This window comes from Halorientalis brevis, from assembly GCF_023077655.1.
In genome coordinates this window covers 440,840-465,879 of sequence record NZ_JALLGV010000003.1, presented here as the reverse complement: position 1 = coordinate 465,879, position 25,040 = coordinate 440,840, and the positions used below count along the sequence as shown (strand labels likewise).

Here is a 25,040-nt window from a genome sequence, read left to right as displayed (position 1 = left end):
TCCCGACCGCTCACTGGCCTCAAACGAATCCGTGAGGACGCGGTGACGACGTTGCTTCCAAAGCGATGATGCTATCAATGAGAAGGAGCCAACCTGGATATAGACGCAGCTACCCCGGTGCCACGGTTGTTCGTCCTCCACTGACAACCACTGCGACGTGAGATTCGTCGCCGACGCCCCTGGCAACCGTGGTCGGGAGCGGAGTCGATCAGAACGTGACACGGAACGAAGACAGAAGGGATATATCGGCGACCGAGAAACAGTCGCCGAGTACGATGTCAACTCGGGGGCAGGTCCCCGACCCGACGAGACGACGTGTGCTTGCCGCGGCCGGCGTCGGAGCCGCAGCAGCCACCAGCGGCTGTCTCGGGCGGTTGCGATCTATCTTCGGGTGGCAAATCGACGGGTCAGTCAGTCTCAAGATCGGAACCCTCCCAGCAGACACCGACCCGTACGCCCTCCGCATCGCCCGGCAGGTCAAGGCGTGGTTCTCGGCTGCAGGGATCAACACGCAAGTCGTGCCGACCGCAGAGAAGGAGTTGCGCCAGCAGGTCCTGTTGCAACACGGGTTCGACGTGTTCGTCGGCCGGATGCCACACGCCGAGCCGCGCCCGGACACGCTCTACTCGCTGTTGCATTCGACGGGCGTTCCCTCGCCAGGGTGGCAGAACCCGTTCGGCTACGCGAACCTCGGCGTCGACGACCTGCTCGAGACCCAGCGACGGACGACAGGGCAGGAGCGGCGGAACGCAGTGGCCGCCATGCAGCGAAGTCTCGCCCGCACCCAGCCGTTCAGCATCGTCGGGTTTCCCGACGACATTCGGGCGGTCCGAACCGACCGGTACGCGAACTGGGAAAACGCCGACCTGCGGTCGCCGCTGGGCTACCTCGCGCTGAGCCGTGCGGAAGGTGAGGTGGAGACGCCCGGCGAACTCCGAGTCGTGACGACGCGGGGGCGAACGGTGGGGAACCTGAACCCGCTGGCCGTCGAGTTCCGCGACCGGGGGCCGATCACGGACCTGCTGTACGATTCGCTGGGCCGGCGGTACGGCGAGAACGGCGGGATCGAGCCGTGGCTCGCCACGTCGTGGCAGTTCGTCGAAAACTCGGAGACGCCTCGTCTGGACGTGCAACTGCGGCCGAACGCCGTCTGGCACGACGGGAAATCGCTGACCGCCGAGGACGTTCGGTTCACTTACGAGTTCCTCGCGGACACGAGCGCGCGTGACAGCGACAACGTCATTCCGGTCCCGCGGTACCGTGGGGAGTCGAGCCTCGTGGACGAAGTACGGGTCCTCGGCGACGACAGGATCGAGATCGCGTTCACGGACTGCTCGCGGGCGGTCGCGATGCGGGCGCTCACCGTGCCGATCCTCCCGGCACACGTCTGGCGACAGCGGCGAAACCCGGCGACCATCGGCGGCGTCACGGTCAGCGACGTGGTGACCGAGGCACTGGTCACCGACAACACCCCACCGGTCGGGAGTGGGCCGCTCCAGTTCGACGGGAACCCGTCGGGACGACTCGCCCTCACGCGGTTCGACGACCACTTCCTCCACACCGGAGCGCAGTTCGACGGCCCGGCGTGGCTGCAAAACGGCGTCGCGTTCGATCGGCTCGTCGTTCGCGTGGCCGTCTCGGAGCTGACCGCGGCCGGGTCGGTCGCGGACGGCACCGTCGACGCGGCCGTCTCGCCCCTCGGTGCGAAGGCGCTGCCCAGGATCGAGGACAGTGACGACGCGCAGAAACTGGTCGAGCAGTCGCCGTCGTTCTACTTCGTCGGCTACAACGCGCGACGCTCGCCGCTGACCAATCCCCGGTTCCGCAACCTCCTCGGGCGGCTCATCGACAAGGAGTATCTCGTCGAGAACGTGTTCGAGGGGCACGCGACGCCGGCAGCGAGTCCGCTGGCAGGAAGCGACTGGCTCCCGACCGATCTCGAATGGGGCGACGGCGACCCCATGACGCCGTTCTATGGCTCGGACGGAACGCTGGACGAGGAACGAGTGGAAAAAGCCCTCGAGACGGCTGGCTACCAGTACGACGCCGGGGACGTCGTGAAACGATAATCCATGGCGCTCCTCAGTTTCACCGCGAAAACACTCGTGGTCGTGCTCAGTCTCGTCGGCGTCGCGTCCGTGGCCATCGTCGGGCCGCGCCAACTCGAGGCGACCGTTCGGTCGCTTCGCGACCGCGTCCGCGCGGCCGGTCCCTCGATCGGGGTCCTGGGGGTCGTCCTCGTGATCAACAGCCTCGTGCGGGAGGCCGGGGGCGACCTCATGTGGATGATCGGCATCAACATCACCGGGTACATCCACTCGGTAGAGGGCGCGTTCGTCGCGGACGTCCAGTCGCTGGCGACGCCCATGTTGACCGAGTACTTCTCGTTCATCTACGTCTACGGCTACGCGTTCCTGCTCATCTTCCCCGTCGTGCTGTACCTGGCGCTGGAGAGCGCCGAGTCCCTCCGGGAGATGACCATGGCGTACACGCTGAACTACGCCATCGGATTGGTGTTTTACGTCCTGTTCATCTCCTTCGGTCCCCGGAACCTCATCGCCGACCAGGTGCAGTCGCTCCTGTACACGGACTGGCCGAAGGCCCAACTCATCACGAGCCAGGTCAACCGCAACACGAACGTCTTTCCGTCGCTGCACAGTTCGCTGTCGGTGACGGTCGCGCTCCTCGCCTACCGGACGCGCGAGCACTATCCGAAGTGGCCAGTCGTGGCGATCCCAATGGCGGTGAGCGTGGTCATCGCGACCATGTACCTCGGCATCCACTGGGGCACCGACGTCGTCACCGGCGTCGCACTCGGCGTCTTCAGCGTCTACGCGGCCGAGCGCATCCGCAAACGGACGTCCTGACGGCGTCTCGGGGCCCCGCCGCACCGACAGCCATCGGATACGAATTTCGAAATTCGATTGCGATGCTCGCAATCTTTCGCCGAGTTTATTACGATGTGCGAACTGCAAATGGGTAATGACAGACGGATCAGGCGATGACCAGACGATTCTGCTCATCGGTAGCGGCCCCATCAAGATCGGGCAGGCTGCGGAGTTCGACTACTCCGGTGCACAGGCCTGTCGCGCACTCCAGGAAGAGGGTGCGCGAGTCGTGCTGGTGAACTCGAATCCGGCGACCATCATGACGGACCCGGAGATGGCAGACAAGGTGTACATCGAGCCGATCAACACCGAAGCCATCGCCGAGATCATCCGGAAGGAGAACCCCGACGGCGTCATCGCTGGCCTGGGTGGACAGACCGGCCTGAACGTGACGGCCGAACTCGCCGAGGAGGGCGTCCTCGAGGAACACGACGTCGACGTGATGGGCACCCCGCTCGACACCATCTACGCGACGGAAGACCGCGACATGTTCCGTCAGCGCATGGAGAAGATCGGCAAGCCCGTCCCGCGTTCGGAAACTATCGAATCGATCGACGAGGTCGAGGACGCGGTCGAGGCCGTCGGCGGCCTCCCGGTCATCATGCGGACCACCTACACGCTGGGTGGCCAGGGGTCGGGCGTCATCGGCGACATGGACGAACTCAAAGACGCCACCCGCAAGGGGCTCAACCTCTCGCGCGACAACCGCGTGATGATCACCGAGTCGATCGACGGCTGGATCGAACTGGAGTACGAGGTGATGCGCGACGCCGACGACTCCTGTATCATCATCTGCAACATGGAGAACATCGACCCCATGGGCATCCACACCGGCGAGTCGATCGTCGTCACGCCCAGCCAGGTCATCCCCGACGAGGGCCACCAGGTCATGCGCGACACCGCCCTCGACGTGATCCGCGAACTCGGCATCCAGGGCGGCTGTAACATCCAGTTCGCCTGGCGCGACGACGGCACGCCCGGCGGCGAGTACCGCGTCGTCGAGGTCAACCCGCGCGTCTCTCGCTCCTCCGCGCTGGCCTCGAAGGCGACCGGCTACCCGATCGCCCGCGTCACCGCCAAGGTCGCGATGGGCAAGCGCCTCCACGAGATCGAAAACGAGATCACCGGCCAGACCACCGCGGCCTTCGAGCCAGCGATCGACTACGTCGTGACCAAGGTGCCGCGCTGGCCCAAGGACAAGTTCCGCGACGTCGAGTTCGCGCTCGGCCCCGCGATGAAGTCGACCGGGGAAGCGATGTCCATCGGTCGGACCTTCGAGGAGTCGATGCTGAAGGCGCTCCGTTCCTCTGAGTACGACCCTGCCGTCGACTGGCAGGACGTCAGCGACGACGAACTCGAGAGCCAGTATCTCGAACGCCCGACGCCGGACCGCACGTACGCGGTCTTCGAGGCGTTCGAGCGCGGCTACACCGTCGAGGAGGTCAACGAACTGACCGAGATGCGCGAGTGGTACCTCGAACGCTACAAGCGCATCGCCGAAGCCGCAGCGTCCGCGGCCGAGGGCGACTTCGAGACCGCCGGTGACGTCGGCTTCACCGACCAGGAGATCACCGCCATCGCCGGCGGCGAGTTCAACGACACGCACGCGTCCTGGCTCCCCGACCGCGACGAGGCGAACCAGGTCGACGCCGACGAGGTCGAGGCTGACGGCTCCGGAATCACGGTCGATCAGGTCGAGGACGAAACTGCCCCGCGGACGTTCAAACAGGTCGACACCTGTGCGGGCGAGTTCGCCGCCTCGACGCCGTACTACTACTCCGCACGCGAGCCGATCTCGGGACTCGGGCGCGACGAGGTGCAGGTCGACCGCGACGTCGAGAGCGTCGTGGTCGTCGGCGGCGGTCCGATCCGCATCGGACAGGGCGTCGAGTTCGACTACTGTTCGGTCCACGCGGTCCGCGCGCTCGAAGAGGCCGGCATCGAGGTCCACGTCGTCAACAACAACCCCGAGACCGTCTCGACGGACTACGACACCTCCGACGGCCTGTTCTTCGAGCCGGTCACCGCCGAAGAGGTCGCCGACGTCATCGAGGCGACCGGCGCCGACGGCGTGATGGTCCAGTTCGGTGGCCAGACCTCCGTCGACATCGGCGAACCCCTCGAAGACGAGATCCAGCGCCGCGACCTCGATTGTGAGATCATGGGCACGTCCGTCGAGGCGATGGACCTCGCCGAGGACCGCGACCGGTTCAACCGCCTGATGGACGACCTGGGCATCGCCCAGGCCGAAGGTGGCACCGCGACCTCCGAGGCAGAGGCCCTGGAGATCGCCCGCGACATCGGCTACCCGGTCCTCGTGCGCCCGAGCTACGTGCTCGGCGGTCGCGCGATGGACGTGGTGTACAACGACGAGGACCTCGAAACCTACATCGAGGAGGCCGTTCGCGTCTCCCCGGACAAGCCGATCCTCATCGACGACTTCCTCGCCGACGCCGTCGAACTGGACGTGGACGCCGTCGCCGACGGCGAGGACGTTCTCATCGGCGGCATCATGGAACACGTCGAGACCGCCGGCGTCCACTCCGGCGACTCCGCGTGTATGATCCCGCCGCGCTCGCTCTCCGAGGACACGCTCGAACGCGTGCGCGAGGTCGCCGAGGACATCGCGACCGCCCTCGACACCGTGGGCCTGCTGAACGTCCAGCTCGCCGTCCGCGACGGCACCGTCTACGTGCTGGAAGCGAACCCGCGCTCCTCGCGTACCGTCCCGTTCGTCTCGAAGGCGACGGGCGTCCCGATCGCGAAACTGGCCGCGAAGGTCATGGCCGGCGCGACCCTCGGGGAACTGGACGTGGACGAGCAGATCCCCGACCAGGTCTCGGTCAAGGAGGTCGTCCTGCCGTTCGACCGCCTGCCGGGCAGCGACCCGCGCCTCGGCCCGGAGATGAAGTCCACGGGTGAGGTCATGGGCACCGCCGGCTCCTTCGGGAAGGCCTACCAGAAGGCCCAGATGTCCGTCGGCAAGCCGATCCCACTCGAAGGGAAGGCCATCGTCGACCTGCCGGTCATCGGCTTCGAGGACCACTTCGACGTCTCGGACCTCGACGACTACGAGGACGTCGACGCCATCAAACAGCAGCTCCGCGACGGCGAGATCGACATGGTCGTCTCGCGCAACCGCGAGATTCTCGAAGTGTGCGTCGAGGAGACCATCACGTACTTCTCGACCATCGAGAGCGCCGAGGCGGCCCTGGAGGCCATCGAGTCGGCCGACCAGCCGCTGAACGTCCAGGACGTCGCCGCACGCCCCAAGGACCGTCGCGACTGGGGCTCGTTCTAAGCGGTCCGACTCGCCCCCTCGTTCGCGTTCGCTGACCGATTTCGTTTTGCGGCCGGTTGTCTGAACGACGGAGTGTCGACAGCCCGTACTGAGGACGAGCATTCGTCGAAAAGACGGGTCGCATCCGTTGGATTCCGCCCCGATAGGCGAGATCCGGTCACTTGGCGCTCGGTTTCGCCTCGTCGGACGACGATTGTCGGCCCGAGGAAGATTCGTACGTGTCGATGCCCAGGAGCGAGTTGAGGACGCAGGTCTGCATCGCGGCTGTGGCTGTGAACACCACTCCGAGGAGGAGTGCAACCGCTGCAAGGGCCACGCCGAGCGTGCCTGTTCCGAGGCTGACGAGGCCAGTGACGGCCGCGATGCCGAGTACGATCAGTAGCGGTCCGACGACGAACCGGGCGAGACGGTCGTATCCACCGACGTTTTTCTCCATGATGAGGTTCACCAGTTCGGACAGTACGCGCTGCGAGGAGATAAGTTAGCGAGTCGCTGCCTGTCCAGTATCCGTGCTGCTGGTGCCCATCCAGCGCGTCGACACCACTCTCCACTCGTCCTGGCGTTTTTCTCACTGGTTCTCCGACGTCAGGTATGACCGACGCTGTCGTCGACGCCGCCTTTCCAGAACTCGCCAGTATCGAGAACGCTGACCTCCGGGACGGAGTCGTCTCCGCCTGGGAGACAGCGATCGAGGACAACGACATCGAGAACCTCGAGAGCGTCCCGTGGCTCCCACCGACGCAGCGTGCCCTCGGTCTCGACGACGAGTCCCTGGTCGACCACGTCCGAGACGTCACAGCAGGGGCCGTCGCCCTGGCGGAGACGCTGCTGGAGCGGCGCGAAGTCGGCCTCTCGCTGGACACCGTCATCGCAGGTGCGCTGGTACACGACGTGAGCAAACTGTACGAGTTCGACGGGATGGAGACGACCGCCGTCGGTGACCTGCTCGGACATCCGTACTACGGCGTGCACGTCGTCGCACGGGCGGGACTGCCGGTCGAACTCGCACACATCGTTCTCTCGCACACGAGTCGAACGACGGTGGAACCGGCGACGCTCGAAGCGGCGGTCGTTCGCCGAGCCGACGAGATCGCGACGACGGCGATCCGGTCCCGAGCGACCGACGATCTCCGGACCGTGTGAGCAGCACTGACCCAGTCGGCACGGCCCAACCAGTCAGTTCGAGCGCAACAAGTTACTTCGCCGTGGCTGTGGAGAACGAACCGTGCCCAGTGACTACGACCGCGTCCTCGTGGCCGGGGCCAGCGGCCGGACGGGCCGGGAGGTTCTCGACGTGCTGGCCGGCCGTGACCTGACGGTCCAGGCGATCACGCGCTCAGCCGAGAACCGCAGCGAACTCCTCGAGCGCGGCGTCGACGAGGTCGTCGTCGGTGATTTGCTCGACCCTGCCGACGCCGAGGACGCCGTCCAGGGGTGTGACGGCGTGCTCTGTGCCGTGGGGTCGTCGCTTCGATCGATGTTCGGCCCCGCGCTGGTCGACGGGCAGGGCATCATCAATCTGGCCGAGGCCGCCGCCAGGGAGGGCGTCGAGCGGTTCGTCATGGAGAGCTCCATCGGCGTCGGCAACTCAAAGTCCGAGGTCCCGCTCCCGTTCCGGCTGCTGCTCTATCGCGTCCTGAAAGCGAAGGGGCGTGCCGAGCAGTACCTCGCGATCACAGGGCCGCCACACACGATCATCCGCCCCGGCGGGCTCACTGACGGGCCACCGAGGAACGACGTGCTCGTGGCCGAGGGCGGCGACACGATCACTGGCATGATTCCCCGCGCCGACGTGGCACGTCTGATGGTCAGTGCGCTCTGGACGCCAGAAGCCGAGAACCGAACCTTCGAGGTGGTTACACGGAAGGGACTGCGGGGCGAGGCGACGGGACTGGTCGACGTCGACTGGGCGCCGCCGGTCGACGGGGCGAGGGCCGTCGCTCCCGACGGGAGTCACAGGAAAACGAGAGAGAACGGCAGGTAGTCCTCAGTTTTCAGTCATCGCCAGCACGTCGTCGAAAAAGCCCAGCGAGTCGTGGGGACCGGGATGGGCCTCGGGGTGGTACTGGCGGGTGATGATGTCGAGGTCGTCGTTCTCCAGGCCCTCGGGCGTGTCGTCGTTGACGTTGATCTGCGTGACTTCCAGATCACCGGGTTCGGCGACGGTGTAGCCGTGGTTCTGGGTGGTCATGACGACCTGGTCGGTGCGGAGGTCACGGACTGGCTGGTTGACGCCGCGGTGGCCGAACTCCATCTTCTCGGTGGAACCGCCGAGCGCGTTGGCGATGACCTGCTGGCCCAGGCAGATGCCTGCCAGCGGCGTCTCACCGGCGTACTCGTCGACGACCTCGGCGGCCTGCTCGAAGTTCTGCGGGTCGCCGGGGCCGTTCGAGATGAAGAGGAGGTCCGGGTCGACGGCGGCGACGTCGTCGGCCGTCGCGTTGTAGGGCAGGACGTGGACCGTCGCGTCGCGCTCGACGAGCGAGTCGACGATCGATCCCTTGGCACCGCAGTCCACCAGCGCGACGTCCGCACCGTCGCCGTCTTCGTTGTAGACGGTCGTCTCACCGACGCTGACCTGCGAACCGATGTCCGTGTGATCGGACATGTGCTTGCACTGGTCGAGCTGGTCGAGCGCGTCCTGTTCGGTGACGTCCGGGCCGGCGGCGATTCCGCACTTCATGGCTCCCTCGTCGCGAATGCCCGTGACGAGTTCGCGCGTGTCGAGGTGGTCGACGGCAGGTACGTCCTCGGATTCGAGCCACTCGGCGACGTCGTCGGTGAGTTCGCGAGCGACGACGCCGCGCGGGTGGACGCGGTCGGACTCGAATCGCTCCTCTCGGACGCCGTAGTTTCCGATCAGCGGATACGAGAAGGTGAGGATCTGTTCTTCGTAGGAGGGATCAGTGAGGCTCTCCTCGTACCCAGTGTAGGCGGTCGTAAACACCAGTTCCCCGCGAGTCGTGCCCGGAGCGCGAGCGCGTGCTTCGATGACGCGCCCGCCCTCGATGGCCACATAGGCGTCCGACATTACGAGATACGTATCCGCCACCCGTTCATAAGTGTTGCTTTCGAAGCTGAGTTACGAATTTCGCAATCCTCAAGTACAGTCACAGACAACTCTCGCATCTCAATGGACGATCTGGACCGTCAGATTCTGAGCATCCTCCGGCGGGATGCCAGAACGCCGTACACGGAGATCGCCGACCGGGTGGGAACGTCCGAGGGAACGGTCCGCAATCGGGTCGAGCGACTGGTCGAGGACGGGATCATCGAGCGCTTTACCGTCGCGACGTCGACGGGGAACGTCAAGTCGATGATCGAACTCAGCGTCGACGTCAACGTCGACACGTCCGCGGTGTCGGACCGCATCATCGAGTGGGAAGAAGTCGACTCGGTCTGGCAGGTGTCGGGCGACCAGGACATCGTGCTCGTCGTCGACGCCGCCGACACGGAGCGCGTCAACCAACTCATCACCAGAGCCCGAGAGTTGGACGAGGTCGTGAATACGAAGACTCGTCTCATTTTGGACGAGCGGCTCGGCTGAGTAACGCGAAGCGATCTTTTCACAGGGGTTCTCGGAGTTTCTCTTTGGACGACGCTGGAGAGTTACTGTTCTCCCGGCGGTGGGCCGACGCCCGGCGTGAGCCAGTCGGGGCGGTCGAGGTCGCCTTTCTCGGTGTGGACGGAGCGGTAGACTCGTCGCAGGAGTCGGTGTGGCAGCCAGTCGGTGACGCGCGGTTCGACCCGGCCGTCGCGGATGGCGGCGACGACGCTTTCGGGCGTGAGCCGATCGGCGTCCACGGCAGTGTAGGCGCGACCCACCTCGAACGGATAGTGGGCGTCGCTGCCGCCGACGGTCGGCAGGTCGTGCTCGTCGGCCAGGATCTCCACCCACTCGCTGGTCCGCGGGTGCTTGCCGTTGATCTCGATAGCGTCGAACGGCGCGTCGACCTCCCGCACGCTGCTGTTCCGGTAGGGGTGAGCGATGATGGCGGCACAGTCGCGCTCGTGAGCGAGTTCGACGACCGCCAGCGGGTCGAGCGCGTCGACGCGCGTGACGGTGGGCGGGTCCGGGCCGACGACGAGGACGTGCCCGCGGGTACTCGACACCTCGATGCCGGGGATCGTCGTGACGCCGTCGACGGGCGACACCGGCTCGTAGTAGTCGTGGTTCGTGAACGCGACGCCGTCGAGACCGCGAGCGCGGGCGACGGCTGTCACCAGCCGCGCGCCGACGGGATCGAACGGCGTCGGTCGCGAGGGAAACCCGTGGAAAAAGCGGGTATGCGTGTGAAGGTCAACGGCGAACACACCGGAAGGAAGCGGTAAGAGTCCTTTTGGGTTCTGTCCACTTCTCTAGCGGGTAGTGACCGACGGGCGGAGTGACCTGTGCGACGGACGTCCGGACGGCGGTACCGCACCGGACGAGACGCGTGTACTCGTTCTCAATCCCACGAGCGGAACCAGCGCCCACGTCGAGCGCATCCGAACGCTCGCAGCCCAGCACGGATTCACAGTGCAGGAGACCGAGCGCGAAGGCCAGGCGATCGAGTTAGCGGCCGCTGCGGCCAGCGACGGCGCGTCAGTCGTCGCTGCGGCCGGTGGCGACGGCACGCTGAACGAAGTGGTTCGGGGTCTCGTCGCGGCCGACGCCCTCGGCGACGTCGTGTTCGGGGTCATCCCCGCGGGAACAGGCAACAACTTCGCCGGAAACGTCGGCATCGAAAGCGTCGAACACGGGTTCGACGTCATCGAGGATGGAACCGAACGGGACATCGATCTCGGGTTCGCCGGTGATCGTCCGTTCTTGAACTCCTGCATCGGTGGCCTGACCGCCCAGGCGAGCAGCGAGACGACGTCGGAACTCAAAGCGGACCTCGGCGTCGTCGCCTACGTCCTCACGATGTTCCGAACGGCCGTGGACTTCGAGGGGACGAGACTGCGCATCGAGACGGACGAGACTGCCGAGCGGGCCTGGCAGGGGACGGCCGTCCTGTTGCTCGTCGGGAACGGCCGTCGGTTTCCGTCGCGGGGACAGACGCAGGCCGACGTGGAAGACGGCCTGCTCGACGTGGCCATCATCGAGAAGAAACCGGGGTCGAACCTCGCGGGACTCGCCAGATCGACGGCGCGCGAACGGCTCCTCGGCGCTGACGCCGACCACGTCACTCGGGTGAAAACGGCTGGGCTGACCGTGCGCGTCCTGGACGACGATCCGACGACGTTCAGTCTCGACGGCGAGGAGGTGACCGCACGGGAACTGGCCATCGAGGTCAGCCCGGCCTCGCTTCGACTCCGGGTGGGCGAGGGATACGAGCCACATCCGGAGGGGTGACCGAGTCACCACGTGTCCGACGGCATGAAGCGAAGGGTGTTTGAACCCCGTCGTCAATGAAACAGGCATGAGTTCCGACGACACGTCCGGGGACGGTCTCGGTGACGACCTCCAGCACGAGAACGCTGGGCAGGACGTCATCAAGGTCGACGCCGACGACAACGCACTGGGGACCGTCAACCGACTGGACGCACACACCGGTGACGGCATCCGACACCGCGCCTTCACGAGCCTGCTGTTCGACCAGGACGACAACATCCTGCTGGCCCAGCGCAGCCCCGACAAGCGCCTCTGGGACACCCACTGGGACGGCACCGTCGCCTCCCACCCCGTCGAGGGCCAGAGCCAGGAAGATGCCACCCGACAGCGACTCGAAGAGGAACTCGGGGTCACGCCCGACCAGTACGACAATCTCCGGGTGACCGACCGCTTCGAGTACAAACGGTACTACCAGAACGAGGGCGTCGAACACGAGGTCTGTGCGGTGCTGAAGGCGACGCTGGTCGACACGACGCTCGATCCCGATCCCGAAGAGGTCGCCGGCGTCATGTGGGTCCCCTACGAGCGCCTGCACGAACACCCGCGCTGGTATCGGCAACTGCGCCTGTGTCCCTGGTTCGAGATCGCGATGCGGCGCGACTTCCAGGACTGACACCGAGCCTGATTTTCATCCCTGGTAACTGGCGGGTCGGGTTTTTGCCCCCTGACGCAGGGAATTTCCACATGGACGTCGAGACGTACGAGTCGCTCGGCGGCCAGGTCGCGCTGGTCACGGGAGCGTCCCGCGGAATCGGGGAGGCCATCGCCGCGAAGCTCTCCGGACTGGGCGCGACCGTGTACGCTGGTGCCGAAGACACCGATGAGCTCTCCTGTGACGACCAGCGGCCGCTCGAACTCGACGTCACGTCCGAGGACGACGTCGTCGAGGCGATCAACGTCATCGACGACGAGAAAGGGCGACTCGACATCCTCGTCAACAACGCCGGCGTCATGGACACCCGCGTCGCCCTGGAGGAGATGCCCACCGGCGTCATCGACCGGACGTTCTCGACGAATCTGCGCGGTCCCGTCCTCCTCACCAAGTACGCACTGCCGCTGTTGCTCCTGCGCGACGGGAGCCGCGTCGTCAACGTCTCCTCGGGGTTGGCGTCGCTGACCGGCGAGATGGGGCGCGGCATGGCAGCCTACCGCGTCTCCAAGACCGGCCTCAACGGGCTGACCGTGTATCTCGACGGCGAGTACCGCGATCAGGGACTCATCGCCAACGCGGTCTGTCCCGGCTGGACCCGCACCGACATGGGCGGCCCATACGCCGAACGGAGTCCCGAAGAAGGCGCGGAAACGCCGGTCTGGCTCGCGCGGTTCAAGCCACAGAGCCCGAGCGGTGAGTTCTGGCGCGACCAGCAGGTCATCGACTGGTAACTGTGGCTCCGATCGTCCGTCCGCAAATCGGTTTTTCGGGGGAACCACCCACAGCACTATACCGGTCGGTCAAGACTTGCCGAGCAATGAGTGAGGGTCGGGGACGGGGCACCAGCCGACGGGAAGCACTCGTCTGGCTCGCCGTGCTGTCGATCCCGCCCGGCGTCGGGATGGTCGGATTCGTCGCCGTCGCGATGGCCGGTGGAGCAGTCACCCCGGGAGCGATCGCCGCCGGAGTCGCGACGACGGGCCTCATAGCGGGCGTTCTCACTGTCGTGCTCGAATTCGGACCCGACGAGGAGACTACCGATTGACGCGTTCGATGCGACCGGTGTCGAGCCACTCCTCGTAGGTGTCCGTCAATCCCCGCGTGTCTCGCAGCCGCAACAGCGTGTGGGGGAAATCGCCCGGCAGCATCACGTCGAGCGTCGAGAGCGGCGCGTCGTCGAGGCCTCCGCTGTCGCGTCTGGACCGGACGAGCGTCGGGAACTCGCTCCCGAACGAGGGCGCGTGGCCAGCCTGGTGGACGCGGAGGACTCGCGGCGCGTTCGGACACACGTACACCTCGTCACCGAGCGTGTACCCTCGAAGGCAACGGGTCGCGAGCCAGGTCCGCAGGCCGCGCAGGAACGACCCAGACGCGGGGTCTCGGTCCGGGCTCCCGGTAGGTCCGTGATGGGCGTCGAAGGCTTTCAGATAGCGGTACCAGCCGAGTTCGTACTCGACGAGTTCGGGGCCTTGACTCCCGTCGCGCTGCTGGGAGCCTGGTCCGGGAGACGACCGCAGGACACCCAGGAGTCGGTGCCAGATCGAGAAGACGGCGATGACGACCGAACCGACCACGAGCGTGGCGACCGTGCGGACCGTCTCGCGTCCGACGGCACGATAGCCGCGCCGTTTCACGTCTCGTTTTCGTCTGGACATGACACGGCATCGAACGGTAGCCGGAATAGGTCTTGTGTTGACACGTACAGAAAGCATATATCGGTCGATTCCACACCAGCGGTCGTGCGGGCCGTTCTGTTCACGAGCGAGGAACCACTGTATCTCCCGCGGTATCTGAGACCCATCCTCGCGAGCCACGCCGATGTCATCGAGGAAGTGGTCGTTGCGCCGTTCGATACACCCACCACCGAGCAGCTTCGCGACCAACTCGGAATGTACGGATTCCGCGCAGGCACGCGGCTGGCCATGCGTTACCTCCGTGGGACGCTGTTGGACGCACTCCCCGGGCGACTGGGCTGGCAGCTGGCGGGTCGGCCCCACTCGGTCGAGGCAGTGGCGCGGCGGTACGACGTTCCGTTCGAGCGCGCGTCCGACGTGACCGACCCGGAGTTCGTCGAGCGGGTGGCGAGGCTGGACCCCGATCTGTTGCTCTCGATCGTCGCCGGGCAGCGCCTGTCGGCGGAACTGCTCGACTGTGCGACCGACGCGGTCAACCTGCACGGGTCGCTACTCCCCGCCTATCGCGGCCGGGCGACGGCGTTCTGGCCGCTGTACTACGGCGACGACCAGACCGGAGTGACGGCCCACCGGATGACCGAACAGTTCGACGCGGGGCCGATCCTCACGCGGCGACCCGTTCCGATCGAGCCGACGGACACCGTCGACTCCATCTACCGGAAACTCGCCTCGGCCGGAGCGACCCTCGCCGTCGACCTGCTCGACCGATATCCCGACTTGCCCCCGGAGACGCCGAACGAGACGAGGGCCGCCGACTACCACGGTCTGCCCGGACCGGCGGAGCGCCGCGAGTTCCGCGACCGCGGCAACGAGTTCCTCTAATCCCCGACCGAGTTGGACGTACGCTGCCCCCAACTGGTCTGTTTGCCGCAGAGACCCGACCGCATACACTCCAGTTCGGCGCTCGCTCACGTAGCGTTCGATTCCACAGCAACACACGTCGGGATGAACTGGGAACTGAACGCGGGTAACGGGCTACAAGACGACTGCCAGCCGTCAGGCGTCGTGGTGACTTGACGGATCGTCTCGCGTCTACGTACCAGTCGGTCTCCAGACAGCGTGGTTTGGTCCCGAGAATCGAGGGGTCAAGAGCGATGCCGACGTACTCACGCCATGGGACGCACTACCAAACTCAACGAGCTGCGTAGCCTGGTGGCCGAGCTCCACTACCCGCTCGACTGTGAGACCGCGAGCGAGGCGGTCGACGACGTGACGCTCCAGTTGGCCGACGGGACCAAGAACCTCGGCGCGGTCATCGCGGACTCGAACGCCGACGCCTTCGAGACCGCCGAAGAACTGGAGACGGAGGTTCGGAACCTGCTGCCTCGACGCGCCGTGGGCGAACCCTACCAGTCCGAGGGCGAAGGATAGCCGATGCCCCACGAGAGCGCCTGGCACTGTACAATCTGTGAAAGCCGTCGGGGGCGATCGGGCCCTCGTCGAGGCGCGTGACGGCACGGGGACCTACGCAGTCAAGCCGAGTCAGGTGGATCGCGACCGCGGACGCGCGACCCGCAGCGAGTGACTCAGTCCAGCAGCGACACCAGGTCACCGACGTCGTGGTCGTGGAGCCGCTCGACGACGTCTTCGACGTCCTGAACGCGCTCGTCGTTGTACCGCGTGGCAGCCAGCCGTTCGTATTTCGTCTCGATCTGTCCCCAGTCCATCGGCTGGGTCGGATGGCCCTGGAAGGCGTCCTTCTCGATCTCGACGGTCGTCCCGTCGTCGAGGACGACCTGGAGGACGGCCGGCATCTCGCCGTTCTCGAACCGCTCGGTGAGTTCCCCGTTTTCCTCGACGTCGACGACTCGGAGGAGGCGCTGGACGTCCGCTCGCTGGATGCGGTCGCGGTCGTACTGCCTGCTGGTCATCTCGCGGTCGACGAGCGCGGCTGCGAGCATGTAGGGCAGCGAGTGGTCCGCCTGGGCTTTGGTCTCGACCTCGTAGCGGCTTCCCTCGCCGCCGCCGATGATGAGTTTCGCGCCGTGGAAGGTTTCGAGGTGGATCGCCTCGACGTCGTCGGGGTCGAGGTCGGTCTCCACGGCGATCTCGATGATGCCTTCGACGGCAGATTGGGCGTACGTCTCGGCGACGTACCGCTTGGTCATGGTGTCGAACACGTGGCCACAGCCGGGATCGAGGTTCACCTCGAAGTCGCCGGCGACGACCTGTTTCCAGCCTTTCTGGCCCTCGAAGAGGTTGGTCGGCCCCTCCATGCCGTTGCGGGCGAGCAGACAGGCGTAGACGGCGTTGCGGGCGGCGTTGGCGCTGGCGATTCCTTTCCACTCGTTGATACCGCCGGTCCTGGTGACCCGGAGCGCGTTGTGGGCCGTGCCGGCGATCCCGATGGCGTTGCGGAGTTGGTCGCGGTCGAGGCCGAGCACCTTCCCCGCGCCACAGGCGGCCGAGACGACGGTGTGGGTGACGTGGTCGAACCCTCTGTCACGGACGGGGGCGTTCCAGGCGAGTTCGCCCTGGACCTCGTAGGCCACGCCGATCCCCTCCAGAAGGTCCTGGCCCGAGGCGTCGACGACCTCGCCACAGGCGACGACGCTGGCGACGTTGTCGCTGGGGTGTGGCGTCTCCCCGGGCGCGAGAAACGAGTCCATGTAATCGAGATAGCGGGTGAGCGCCGTGTTGTGCATGGCTGCCTGCGGCGGTGAGGCAGTTCCGCTTCGACCCCAGAGCCGACACGGCCCGTCTTCGTCGAGGTCGAGCACCGTCTCGGCGACGACGTCGACCGGGTCCGCACCGAGCGCCCCGATGGCGATCCCGACCGAATCGAGGACGCGTTTCTCCAGTTCGGTCACTGCCTCGTCGCTGAAGTCGTCGTACGTGACCGACGCCACGAAATCGGCCAGTTCTGCCGTCGTTGTCATGCACCCCCATACTACGAAGCGTCCCAAAAGGCTCCTTGCAGGTTGGTCAGCCGGTACTCGGCGTGCAGCGCCGGGTTCGCGGGGTTTTCAGTCGGTCGGCCGGTGATCGGGCGTCGCCGATTGCGAGTTCACGATTCCGTCGACCGTTGCTGACTCGGACGCATCGGCCGCGTCCGACGGCCCGGACCCGGCGTCGTCGGAGACGCGCGGGAGTTGCAACCTGACGGTAGTGCCGTCGTCGTCGTTCTCGAAGGCCAGACGGCCGCCGAACTGTTCGGCGACCCAGTTGACGACCCAGAGGCCGACGCCGCTCCCGTGTCGAAGCGCCGTCTCTTTGCCCTCCGTAAGCACTTCCAGCTCGTGGTCTTCGATGCCGGGACCGTCGTCGCTGATCTCGAGGACGGCGAACTGATCGCCCGGGTAGCCGACGACGGAGACGACCGGCTGGCCGTCGTTGTGTTCGATGGCGTTGACCAGGAGTTCGTGGATCGCCACCGCGACGGCCAGGCCAACGCTGACGTCGAGGTCCGACGGGACGTCGACCGTGACGCTGGCCTGGGGGTACGTCTCGCGGATCTGTTCGACCTGCTCGACGACCGTCGCTTCGAGATTCAGTTCCACCCGTTCGGGGTCGTCGAGCAGCCGCGCGGCCTGGCCGACCTTGTCGCTTCGCGCCGTGATCTGGGTGGCAGTCGATTCGATCTGGTCGATCCGCTCGAGGAGGTCGCTGTCGGTGAGTTCGTGCTCGAGGAGTTCGGCGTTGCCGGCGATGACGTTCATCTCGTTGCGGAGGTTGTGTCTGAGTAGTCGGTTGAGAACGTCCAGTCGCTGGCGTTGTTGCCGTTGCTCCGTAACGTCCCGGAGGCTCACCAGTCGCCCGGCAACCATCCCTCGCGCTCGGTTGAGCGGGGAGACGCGCACGTCGTAGTACCGGACGCCGTCACCGCTTTCGAGGGACAGTTCCGTCTGCGTTCGCCCTTCCGTCGCCGAGTCGAGCAGTGTCGCGACCGCCGGCAGCACGTCGTCGATCGGCTGGCCGATCGCCTCGTCTTCCGGACGGTCGAGTAGCTCCGCGGCCGCCGGGTTCAGATCGGCGATCCGATCGTTCTCGTCCGTGACGATGACCCGGTCGTCCATGTTCTCCAGAATCTCGTCGCGGGCCACGTCGCGTGCGACGGGGACGATCTCCAGTAACTGTCGCCGGAGGATCGTCGCCGCGATGAGGAACCCAGTGAGCAGGAAGCCGACGTTCGTCGGATCGAGCCCGGCGGGGAACAGACCGAACGTGTAGAGGACGTTCCCGAGCACGGGGACGGAGCCAGCGACGAGCAGCGCCGTCGCCTGTGCTCGGTACAGCCCTTCGGCGAGGAGAATGACGCGCAACAGGAGCGCACCGGCGACGAGTATCGTCACGTAGGAGTAAATGATGTGGACGTAGTACGCGGGCCCGAAGGTCTCGGTGATTACCCGGAACCCGTTGATCGTCGTCACGCCGAGTCCTCTTCGGACGAGGTCGGGAACGAGCCAGACGGCGGCCGCGTTCATCGCCGGCTCGACGAGCAACGCGCCGAGCGACCACGACCGCAACCACTCCTCGTTGCCGGTGTATTCGAGCACCAGCAACAGAAAGGAAAGCGGAACGAGCCCGGAGATCGCGAGCTCCATCTTCGTCCAGAACACCATCCCCGCCAGATCGGCGTGAGCGAGGTTCATGCCCTCGGCGAACGACCAGACGCTCGCGCTGATCATGAACAGCGCCAGCGGACGCGCACCGGTCCGGTCACGGTGGAAGAAGGCGAACAGCGCGACCCCGAGACCCACGACTGCGGAGAGAAACACCGGCGCCGTGTACGGGGTGTACTGGAGGGCCATCTACTGTCCGTAGTAAACCATAACGAGCTGTCACGAATAAGGATTCGGGCCGGAATCCCGAGCCTGAGAACGGAAAGCCCGAACGTGTCCAGCAGTCAGGCCAGCAGTTATCGAGCGCGAGAACGCACGGCGGACCAGACTGCGATGGTTCCGAGCAGGAACGCGGGGACCAGTGGCAAGACGAGATACGTGTGTTGCAGGCCGAGGCCGAGGCTGGCGACGGCCTCCTGGACCGTGGGGAGCACGTACAGCATCCCGGGAACGACGAGGAACGCCAGCACGACGGCTCCGACGAGCAGCCAGCCGCGCCAGTCGAACTCCGCGTCGGTCTCCGCCGGGGTGTTCCGCGGGTATTCGTCGCGTCGGTCGGGTCCATCGTCGTCGCTGTCGGCGTCGGACGAGTCGGCGGCCGTCCGACCGGCACCCGGTTCGTGGACGTATGTATCGTCGGTCACGGTCGTCAGAGTTCGCTGTCGGGGACGACGACAACTTTGCCGAAGCCCTCGCGGTTTTCGAGCATCTCGTGTGCGCGATCGATCTCGCTCATCGGCAGCACGTCGCGGACGCGGGGTTCCATGTGGCCCTCCCAGACGAGTTCGAGCACGTCGTCGACCTCGCCGGGCGTGCCCATCGTCGAGCCGAGCACGTCGAGCTGGTTCCAGAAGATGCGGTTGATGTCGGTCTCGGGGTTCGGGCCGGTCGTCGCGCCGCAGGTGACGACGCGGCCGCCCTTCGCGAGGCTCGCCAGCGACTGCTGCCAGGTCGCGGCCCCGACGTGGTCGACGACGACGTCGACGCCGCGCTTGCCCGTGATGTCGCTGACCTCGTCGGCGAAGTCGTCCGTCTCGTAGTTGATGACCTCGTCGGCACCGAGTTCGCGCGCGTAGTCGAGCTTCTCCTCGCTGCTGGCGGTCGCGTACACCTCGGCGCCGGCGTACTTCGCGATCTGGAGTGCGGCGTGGCCGACGCCTCCGCTGGCACCGAGCACGAGCACGGTCTCGCCGGGCTGGAGCTCTGCTCGCGTCATCAGCATCCGCCAGGCGGTCTGGAAGACCAGCGACGACGAGCCTGCGACCTGCCAGTCGACGTGATCGGGGACGGGGACGAGATTGTCCGCGGGCACGGCTGCCTGTTCGGCGTGGACGCCACGGACGTGCTCGCCGAGGATGTGGTAGTTGACACACAGCGTCGGGTCGCCGTCGCGGCAGAACTCGCAGTGGCCACACGAGACGCCGGCGGAGACGGCCACGTGGTCGCCCGGTTCGAACCGCTGGACCTCGTCGCCGACTTCCGTGACGACGCCGGCGGCGTCACTCCCCGGGATGTGTGGCATCTCCAGGTTGATCCCAGGCAGTCCGCGCCGAGTCCAGACGTCGAGGTGGTTCAACGCAGCCGCCTTCACGTCTACGAGGACCTCATCCTCGGCCGGATCTGGGTCCGGGAACTCGCCGTACTCTAAGACGTCGGTGTCGCCGTGTTCCGAGAATTGGACTGCCTGCATACCAGGGGTGTTCGCGCGCGCGTGCAAAACGCTGGCGAATCTCGTGGGTTGCGTCCGCAGCCGTGGCGGAAAATAGGAGGCCGCGTACGGGGACGCCTGGACGGAGTGCAGTTCGAGCGACCCGCGCCGGGGGACGGTTTACAAGCACGGCAGCGTAAGTCACCGCATGGTCGACTTCCAGTCACGCGACACCCGATTTAGCGACGACGACGATGGCGGCGCGGACGAACCGGAGGAGCAAACAGACGACGAGACGCCCGAATCCACCGACCTCAGCCACGACCACGGCCACGACCACACGGACCACGAGCATCACGCACACGACGTGGAGACCCTGGGCGTCGGCATCGTGACGATCTCGTCGACGCGAACGCGAGACGACGACCCTGCAGGCGACGTGATCCAGGCAGCCATCGAGGACGCAGGCCACGAGGTGGCGGTACGGGACGTCGTTCGCGACAACTACGACGGCATCCAGAACGCACTGGACGCGCTGGTCGGCCGCAGTGACGTCGACCTCGTCGTCACGAGCGGCGGTACCGGCGTCACCCCCGACGACGTGACCGTCGAAGCCGCGGAGCCGCTGTTCGACAAGGGCCTCCCGGGCTTCGGCGAGCTGTTGCGACTGCTCTCCTACGAGACGGTCGGCACGAAAGCCATCTGCACCCGTGCGACCGCCGGCATCGCCGACGGCGTCCCCGTGTTCTGTCTCCCGGGGAGCGAGAACGCCGCCAAACTCGGCATCGAGAAGATCGTCGTCCCCGAAGCAGGTCACCTCGTCGGCCTCGCGACCCGCGAGTGAGCGGCTCTCTTGCCGGGGGCTGTCTCATCAGCCGGGAGCACCAGTGACGCACTCCCCGAGCGAGCGCTGGTGGCTGAACCCACACCCGCTCCCCGGGACGTGAGTGAGCGTCGTCCGGAGTCCGCCCGCAGCCGCCCGTTGTATCATGAGTGACGAGCCCTCGTTCACGGTGACAGTCGTCGTGGTCGAGTCGGCGTTGCCAGCAGCGTCGGTCACGGTCACCCGCGGCGTGTAGGTCCGGGCTCTCTCGTACGTGGTCGTGATCGTCGGCGTCGTCGTGTTGCGCTCGGTGACGCCGTCGCCGTCGACGTCCCACTGGTACGAGACGACGCCAGTGTCGTCAGTGGCATTGGCCGCCGACAGCGTCACTCGCTGGGAGACGCCGATAGTCGAGCGGTTCGTCGAGATGGAGGCCGTCGGCGGCGTCCGGTCGCAGCCACCGGGCCGAATCGTGACGGGTTCGTCCAGAGCGAGCGTAGCGACCGGCCACCCACCGCCCGAGAGCAGCTGCCAGGAGTCGATCCGTCCCCCCTCGCTCCTGGGCTGCCACGTTCCCCACAGCGCGGCCTCCTCGTTGAACGACGGCTTGATGGTGATGCCCGACTGCCCGGCGGCGCCGAGTCCGCGGAACGCTGCACCGTCGGTCCGCTCGTCCTGCCAGACCCAGTCGATCGTGCTCCGCGAGCCACGGTGGGCGAAGTTGTCGTCACGGCCGGTGTAGTGGTCGTCCTCGACGGCCCACGTCCCAGCGGCGGGCAGCCCGGTGATCGTAAACGAGACGGCACCGCCGCCGGATTCGTCGTACTGGTCGTGGAGGATCACCAGGCTGTCGCCGTTCGCACCGTCGTAGACGAACAGTCGGCTCTCCTGGTTTTGCTGAATACGTCGCGTCCCCGCAGAGCTGAAGCTGAAGTTCGGGCTGTAGTCGTAGAACTGCGAGACCGTCTGTGACCCGTCGCCCAGCGCCGTCACCTCGTAACAGGTCCCGTTCTGTGAGACCGCGTAGATCCCGTCGGCCGCCGGTGATGCGACGTCACCATGAGTTGGCGAACTCTCTATCCCCCTGACGGGAACAGGGACGACCCCGGCAGTCGTGACTGCCGCAACCACCACCGCCGTCAGGGCGAGAGTGCGGAGTTCGAGCGCGAGGCCGAAGCGGCCCATCACGCGACACCATCCACGGGCGTGTCACTGTGCGGAGTGCCCAGCATGCTACTCACCCCTCTGTTCGACGGAGTGGGTCATTGTTATCCGAGCGTTTTGGCGGTAAGCAGCCGCTTCCAGTCGGCGTCGCCGATCGAAAAAAGAGACGCGTCGCGGGCAGTCCTCAGCGCTGACGGGTCAGCGCCGCCACGGAGAGCACCAGCGCGACCAGGCCACCGAGAACACCGAATCCTGGCCCGTCGGAACTCGTCGTGGACGCCTCAGTGACAGTGGCCGTGTTCGCGGACGCCCCGTCGTCGTCGGCCGGCTCTGAGGGAGTCGGTTCCGGCGACGTCTGCGCGGTCGTCGTCTGTCCGTCCGAGTCGCTGTCGGACGAGTCCTCGCCCGGATCGGGGCTCGTGATGACTTCGTCGTCGCGGACGACGAACGATTTACTCTGGTTGCCGATGAGCGCACGGTACTGTCCGGGGTCCTCGAACACCAGTGCCGACGACGTGACCGACCCCTGGCCGCTGGCGACGGGAATCTCGGTCTCGTTGACGACAGTCGCGTTGACACCGTCTTCGCCAGTCCTGACGACAGTCAGGTTGAGGCTGTACCCGTCGGGGAGCTCGTCGGTGTCTGAGAGCCAGACGGTCGCCGAGACGGGATCGCCCGTCGTCACCGAGGTCGTGTTCATCTGGACGAGCAGCGGCGTGGGGCGCGTCTCCGTCTCCTCGTAGAAGTTCACCGAGGACTGGGTGATTCCGGCCATCGGCCCACCGTCCGAGTCTCCGTAATTGACGTCCGACCCATCAGAATCGTCAGAGCCGTCGTTGCCGTCGTCGCCGTCGTTGCCATCGTTCCCGTCGTCGCCGTCGTCGCCATCGTTGCCATCGTTCCCGTCGTTGCCGTCGTCGCCGTCGTTGCCGTCCTTCGCGACGACCTGGAACGTCTTTGTCAGTTCGTTGGCGTTGCCAGCGCTGTCCCTGATGTCCAACGTGACGCTGTGCGTGCCGGTGGTCGTGAAGGTCTCTTCGAACGACCGGCCGTCGGGGCCTTCCACGCCGTCGACGTACCAGCAGACGTGTTCGATCTCGCTTTCGTCCGAGATGTTCGTCGCACGAACGGTGATTGACTCGTCGACGACCACTGGGTCGGGCACCACGATGGTCGCAGTCGGCGGCTCCGTGTCAGCGCCGTCCGAGCCGTTGCCACCGTCCGATTCGCCTGTCACCGACACGGTCGCAGTCGCCGCGTCGGTCTGTCCGTCGGCGTCGGTGACCGTCACTTCCGCCGTGTACTCGCCGGCAGCTTCGTACGCGTGCGTGACGGTCGGATCGTTCGTCCTGTCGTCGACGTAGCCGTCACCGTCGAAGTCCCACGCGTAGGTGTCGATGCCGCTGTCGTCCTCGCTCCCGCCCGCGTCGAAGCTGACCGCCTCGTTGACCGCCGCGTCCGACGGCGACGCCGTGAGCGAGGCCGTCGGCGGGTCGTTCTCGTCCGATTCGTTGGTCACGGTCACTGCTGCGCTCGCCGTGGCGGTCTGTCCGTCTGCGTCGGTGACCGTCACGGTCGCAGTGTAGTCGCCCGCGGTCTCGTAGGCGTGCGTGACGGTCGAACTCTGTGTGGTTTCGTCGATAGTACCGTCGTCGTCGAAGTCCCAGGCGTACTCGGTGATGCCCTCGTCGTCCTGGCTGCCGCTCGCGTTGAAGGACACCGATTGACCGGGCGCCGCGTTCGACGGCGACGCCGTGAGCGAGGCCGACGGCGGCTCACTCACGTCCTCGGTCACGGACACGGACGCGGTCGCCGTGTCAGTGTTGCCGTCGGCGTCGGTGACCGTCACTTCCGCCGTGTACTCGCCGGCCGCGCCGTAGGTGTACTCGACGTTCGAGTCCTGAGTCGTCCGGTCGGTGCTGCCGTCGCCGTCGAAGTCCCAGGCGTACTCGGTGATGCTGGCGTCGTCGCTGCTTCCGCTCGCGTCGAAGCTGACCGATTCGTTCACTGCTGGGTTCGATGGCGACGCCGAGAGCGATGCGGTCGGCGCGGTCCCACCACAGGGTCCGCGCGTGATGGTGACGTCCTGATCCATCTGCAACGTCCGGTTCTCGCCGTCGGCGGTGTACAGCCGCCAGGCTTCGGTTCTGTTCTGACCACCGGACCAATTCCAGTCTCCCCAGTGGTTCGCCTCCTCGTTGAACTCGGGATCGATCGTGAGTTGCAGGTCGTCAGTGGTCGTGAGCCCGCGGAACGCGCCGCCATCGGTTCGGTCTCGTTTCCACTTCCAATCGACGTGCGCGGTGGTCCCGCCAGTATTCCAGTCGTCGTCGGTGTTCTCGCCGTAGTAGTCGTCCTGCACCACCCAGTCCCCGCCGCTGGGCAGGCCGGAGAAGTTCATGGTGATCGTGCTCCCGTACGGCGCCACGCCGTGTTCGTCGTGAACGAGACCGAGACTGTAGCGATCGTTCGTGCCGTGGTAAATGAAGAGGGAACTCTCCTGATTTTCCTGTACCGCAGTGGTGTTGATCGAGCTGTAATCAGTTTCCCGTCCCTGGTAGTTGAAATAGTCATCCACGGTTTCGGTCCCGTCCCCGAGCGGCGTGACCTCGTAACACTGGTCACCCTGCCTGACGGCGAACGTTTCGTGCGACCCGTTGCCGTCGTGCTGCAGCGCGGTCGCCTGGGCAGTGGCCGACGAGCTCGCACTGACAGGGCCGGCCATGGCGACGAGCGACCCCACCACGAGCACGACCAGTGCGAGACTCCGGACGCGGTGGCGCGTCCCGCTCATGCGAGTTCGCCCCCAGTCCCGGTCGATTGAGTCACTCGCACGCGACCCGAAGACGGGCGGACCCGTCCCGGCGTGGCCACCCCCTCGGGCCATCGATGTGATCTCACGCTGACCATCGGATTACGAGCAGGTAATCC

23 protein-coding genes are annotated in these 25,040 nt (G+C 66.2%); 13 read left to right on the top strand and 10 right to left on the bottom strand.

Annotation, left to right across the window (positions count from 1 at the left end):
• The first annotated feature begins 275 nt into the window (after positions 1-275).
• From MU553_RS07760 to carB, 3 genes are all read left to right on the top strand, one after another.
• The gene (locus tag MU553_RS07760) at positions 276-2,069 is read left to right on the top strand and encodes an ABC transporter substrate-binding protein (RefSeq protein ID WP_247377387.1); all 1,794 of its coding nucleotides are present in this window, start codon (positions 276-278) and stop codon (positions 2,067-2,069) included.
• Positions 2,070-2,072: 3 nt separating this feature from the next.
• The gene (locus tag MU553_RS07755; RefSeq protein ID WP_247377385.1) at positions 2,073-2,867 is read left to right on the top strand and encodes a phosphatase PAP2 family protein; all 795 of its coding nucleotides are present in this window, start codon (positions 2,073-2,075) and stop codon (positions 2,865-2,867) included.
• A 115-nt stretch (positions 2,868-2,982) separates the two neighbouring features.
• Positions 2,983-6,189: a carbamoyl-phosphate synthase large subunit gene (gene carB / locus MU553_RS07750; RefSeq protein WP_247377383.1), complete on the top strand. Its 3,207-nt coding sequence runs from the start codon at positions 2,983-2,985 to the stop codon at positions 6,187-6,189.
• A gap of 157 nt (positions 6,190-6,346) precedes the next feature.
• Here the strand turns inward: carB and MU553_RS07745 are convergent, their stop codons facing one another.
• Positions 6,347-6,625, bottom strand: coding sequence for a YgaP family membrane protein (locus MU553_RS07745; RefSeq protein WP_282594253.1), 279 nt, complete (start codon positions 6,623-6,625; stop codon positions 6,347-6,349).
• 155 nt (positions 6,626-6,780) lie between these two features.
• On the opposite strand from MU553_RS07745, the gene MU553_RS07740 reads away from it, so the two are divergent.
• The gene (locus MU553_RS07740) at positions 6,781-7,332 is read left to right on the top strand and encodes an HD domain-containing protein (RefSeq protein WP_247377379.1); all 552 of its coding nucleotides are present in this window, start codon (positions 6,781-6,783) and stop codon (positions 7,330-7,332) included.
• 82 nt (positions 7,333-7,414) lie between these two features.
• Positions 7,415-8,173, top strand: coding sequence for an SDR family oxidoreductase (locus MU553_RS07735; RefSeq protein ID WP_247377377.1), 759 nt, complete (start codon positions 7,415-7,417; stop codon positions 8,171-8,173).
• A gap of 3 nt (positions 8,174-8,176) precedes the next feature.
• Here the strand turns inward: MU553_RS07735 and carA are convergent, their stop codons facing one another.
• Positions 8,177-9,220 (bottom strand): glutamine-hydrolyzing carbamoyl-phosphate synthase small subunit, encoded by a 1,044-nt coding sequence (gene carA, locus MU553_RS07730; protein WP_247377375.1) that lies wholly within the window; start codon positions 9,218-9,220, stop codon positions 8,177-8,179.
• A 102-nt stretch (positions 9,221-9,322) separates the two neighbouring features.
• Here carA and MU553_RS07725 point away from each other — a divergent pair, with 102 nt between their 5' ends.
• Positions 9,323-9,736, top strand: a complete 414-nt coding sequence (locus MU553_RS07725; RefSeq protein ID WP_247377373.1) for an Lrp/AsnC family transcriptional regulator — start codon at positions 9,323-9,325, stop codon at positions 9,734-9,736.
• A gap of 62 nt (positions 9,737-9,798) precedes the next feature.
• Here MU553_RS07725 and MU553_RS07720 read toward each other — a convergent pair whose 3' ends face one another.
• Positions 9,799-10,503: a PHP-associated domain-containing protein gene (locus MU553_RS07720; RefSeq protein WP_247377371.1), complete on the bottom strand. Its 705-nt coding sequence runs from the start codon at positions 10,501-10,503 to the stop codon at positions 9,799-9,801.
• A gap of 55 nt (positions 10,504-10,558) precedes the next feature.
• Between MU553_RS07720 and MU553_RS07715 the strand changes: the two genes are divergently transcribed.
• The 4 genes from MU553_RS07715 (at position 10,559) to MU553_RS07700 (ending at position 13,263) form a co-directional block, all read left to right on the top strand.
• Positions 10,559-11,527 carry a diacylglycerol/lipid kinase family protein gene (locus tag MU553_RS07715; protein ID WP_247377369.1) on the top strand — a complete coding sequence of 323 codons (969 nt, stop codon included), beginning with the start codon at positions 10,559-10,561 and terminating at the stop codon, positions 11,525-11,527.
• A gap of 67 nt (positions 11,528-11,594) precedes the next feature.
• Entirely contained in the window at positions 11,595-12,179 is a 585-nt protein-coding gene (gene idi, locus MU553_RS07710) for an isopentenyl-diphosphate Delta-isomerase (RefSeq protein WP_247377366.1), read from the top strand.
• Between the two features lie 71 nt (positions 12,180-12,250).
• Positions 12,251-12,949, top strand: a complete 699-nt coding sequence (locus tag MU553_RS07705; RefSeq protein WP_247377364.1) for an SDR family NAD(P)-dependent oxidoreductase — start codon at positions 12,251-12,253, stop codon at positions 12,947-12,949.
• An 86-nt stretch (positions 12,950-13,035) separates the two neighbouring features.
• Positions 13,036-13,263: a hypothetical protein gene (locus MU553_RS07700; RefSeq protein ID WP_247377362.1), complete on the top strand. Its 228-nt coding sequence runs from the start codon at positions 13,036-13,038 to the stop codon at positions 13,261-13,263.
• Here MU553_RS07700 and MU553_RS07695 read toward each other — a convergent pair.
• On the bottom strand, positions 13,253-13,873 hold the full coding sequence (locus tag MU553_RS07695; protein WP_247377360.1) for a hypothetical protein: 621 nt from the start codon (positions 13,871-13,873) through the stop codon (positions 13,253-13,255). The two genes, MU553_RS07700 and MU553_RS07695, sit on opposite strands and share 11 nt — an antisense overlap.
• Before the next feature lie 84 nt (positions 13,874-13,957).
• Here MU553_RS07695 and MU553_RS07690 point away from each other — a divergent pair, with 84 nt between their 5' ends.
• Both MU553_RS07690 and MU553_RS07685 read left to right on the top strand, forming a co-directional pair.
• Positions 13,958-14,734: a methionyl-tRNA formyltransferase gene (locus tag MU553_RS07690; RefSeq protein WP_247377358.1), complete on the top strand. Its 777-nt coding sequence runs from the start codon at positions 13,958-13,960 to the stop codon at positions 14,732-14,734.
• 291 nt (positions 14,735-15,025) lie between these two features.
• Positions 15,026-15,283 carry a DUF5789 family protein gene (locus MU553_RS07685; RefSeq protein WP_247377356.1) on the top strand — a complete coding sequence of 86 codons (258 nt, stop codon included), beginning with the start codon at positions 15,026-15,028 and terminating at the stop codon, positions 15,281-15,283.
• Between the two features lie 155 nt (positions 15,284-15,438).
• Here the strand turns inward: MU553_RS07685 and MU553_RS07680 are convergent, their stop codons facing one another.
• From MU553_RS07680 to MU553_RS07665, 4 genes are all read right to left on the bottom strand, one after another.
• Positions 15,439-16,791 carry an MmgE/PrpD family protein gene (locus MU553_RS07680; protein WP_247377354.1) on the bottom strand — a complete coding sequence of 451 codons (1,353 nt, stop codon included), beginning with the start codon at positions 16,789-16,791 and terminating at the stop codon, positions 15,439-15,441.
• Between the two features lie 87 nt (positions 16,792-16,878).
• Positions 16,879-18,663: a histidine kinase N-terminal 7TM domain-containing protein gene (locus MU553_RS07675; protein WP_247377351.1), complete on the bottom strand. Its 1,785-nt coding sequence runs from the start codon at positions 18,661-18,663 to the stop codon at positions 16,879-16,881.
• Positions 18,664-18,770: 107 nt separating this feature from the next.
• Positions 18,771-19,118 carry a DUF7977 family protein gene (locus MU553_RS07670; RefSeq protein ID WP_247377349.1) on the bottom strand — a complete coding sequence of 116 codons (348 nt, stop codon included), beginning with the start codon at positions 19,116-19,118 and terminating at the stop codon, positions 18,771-18,773.
• A 5-nt stretch (positions 19,119-19,123) separates the two neighbouring features.
• A complete protein-coding gene (locus tag MU553_RS07665; RefSeq protein ID WP_247377347.1) occupies positions 19,124-20,164 on the bottom strand; it encodes a zinc-binding dehydrogenase in 1,041 nt (346 codons plus the stop codon).
• A gap of 166 nt (positions 20,165-20,330) precedes the next feature.
• Here MU553_RS07665 and MU553_RS07660 point away from each other — a divergent pair, with 166 nt between their 5' ends.
• Positions 20,331-20,966, top strand: a complete 636-nt coding sequence (locus tag MU553_RS07660; protein ID WP_247377345.1) for a MogA/MoaB family molybdenum cofactor biosynthesis protein — start codon at positions 20,331-20,333, stop codon at positions 20,964-20,966.
• Between the two features lie 27 nt (positions 20,967-20,993).
• Here MU553_RS07660 and MU553_RS07655 read toward each other — a convergent pair whose 3' ends face one another.
• Both MU553_RS07655 and MU553_RS07650 read right to left on the bottom strand, forming a co-directional pair.
• Positions 20,994-22,130: a PKD domain-containing protein gene (locus MU553_RS07655; protein ID WP_247377343.1), complete on the bottom strand. Its 1,137-nt coding sequence runs from the start codon at positions 22,128-22,130 to the stop codon at positions 20,994-20,996.
• Positions 22,131-22,293: 163 nt separating this feature from the next.
• Positions 22,294-24,903: a PKD domain-containing protein gene (locus tag MU553_RS07650; RefSeq protein WP_247377341.1), complete on the bottom strand. Its 2,610-nt coding sequence runs from the start codon at positions 24,901-24,903 to the stop codon at positions 22,294-22,296.
• Positions 24,904-25,040: the final 137 nt, after the last annotated feature.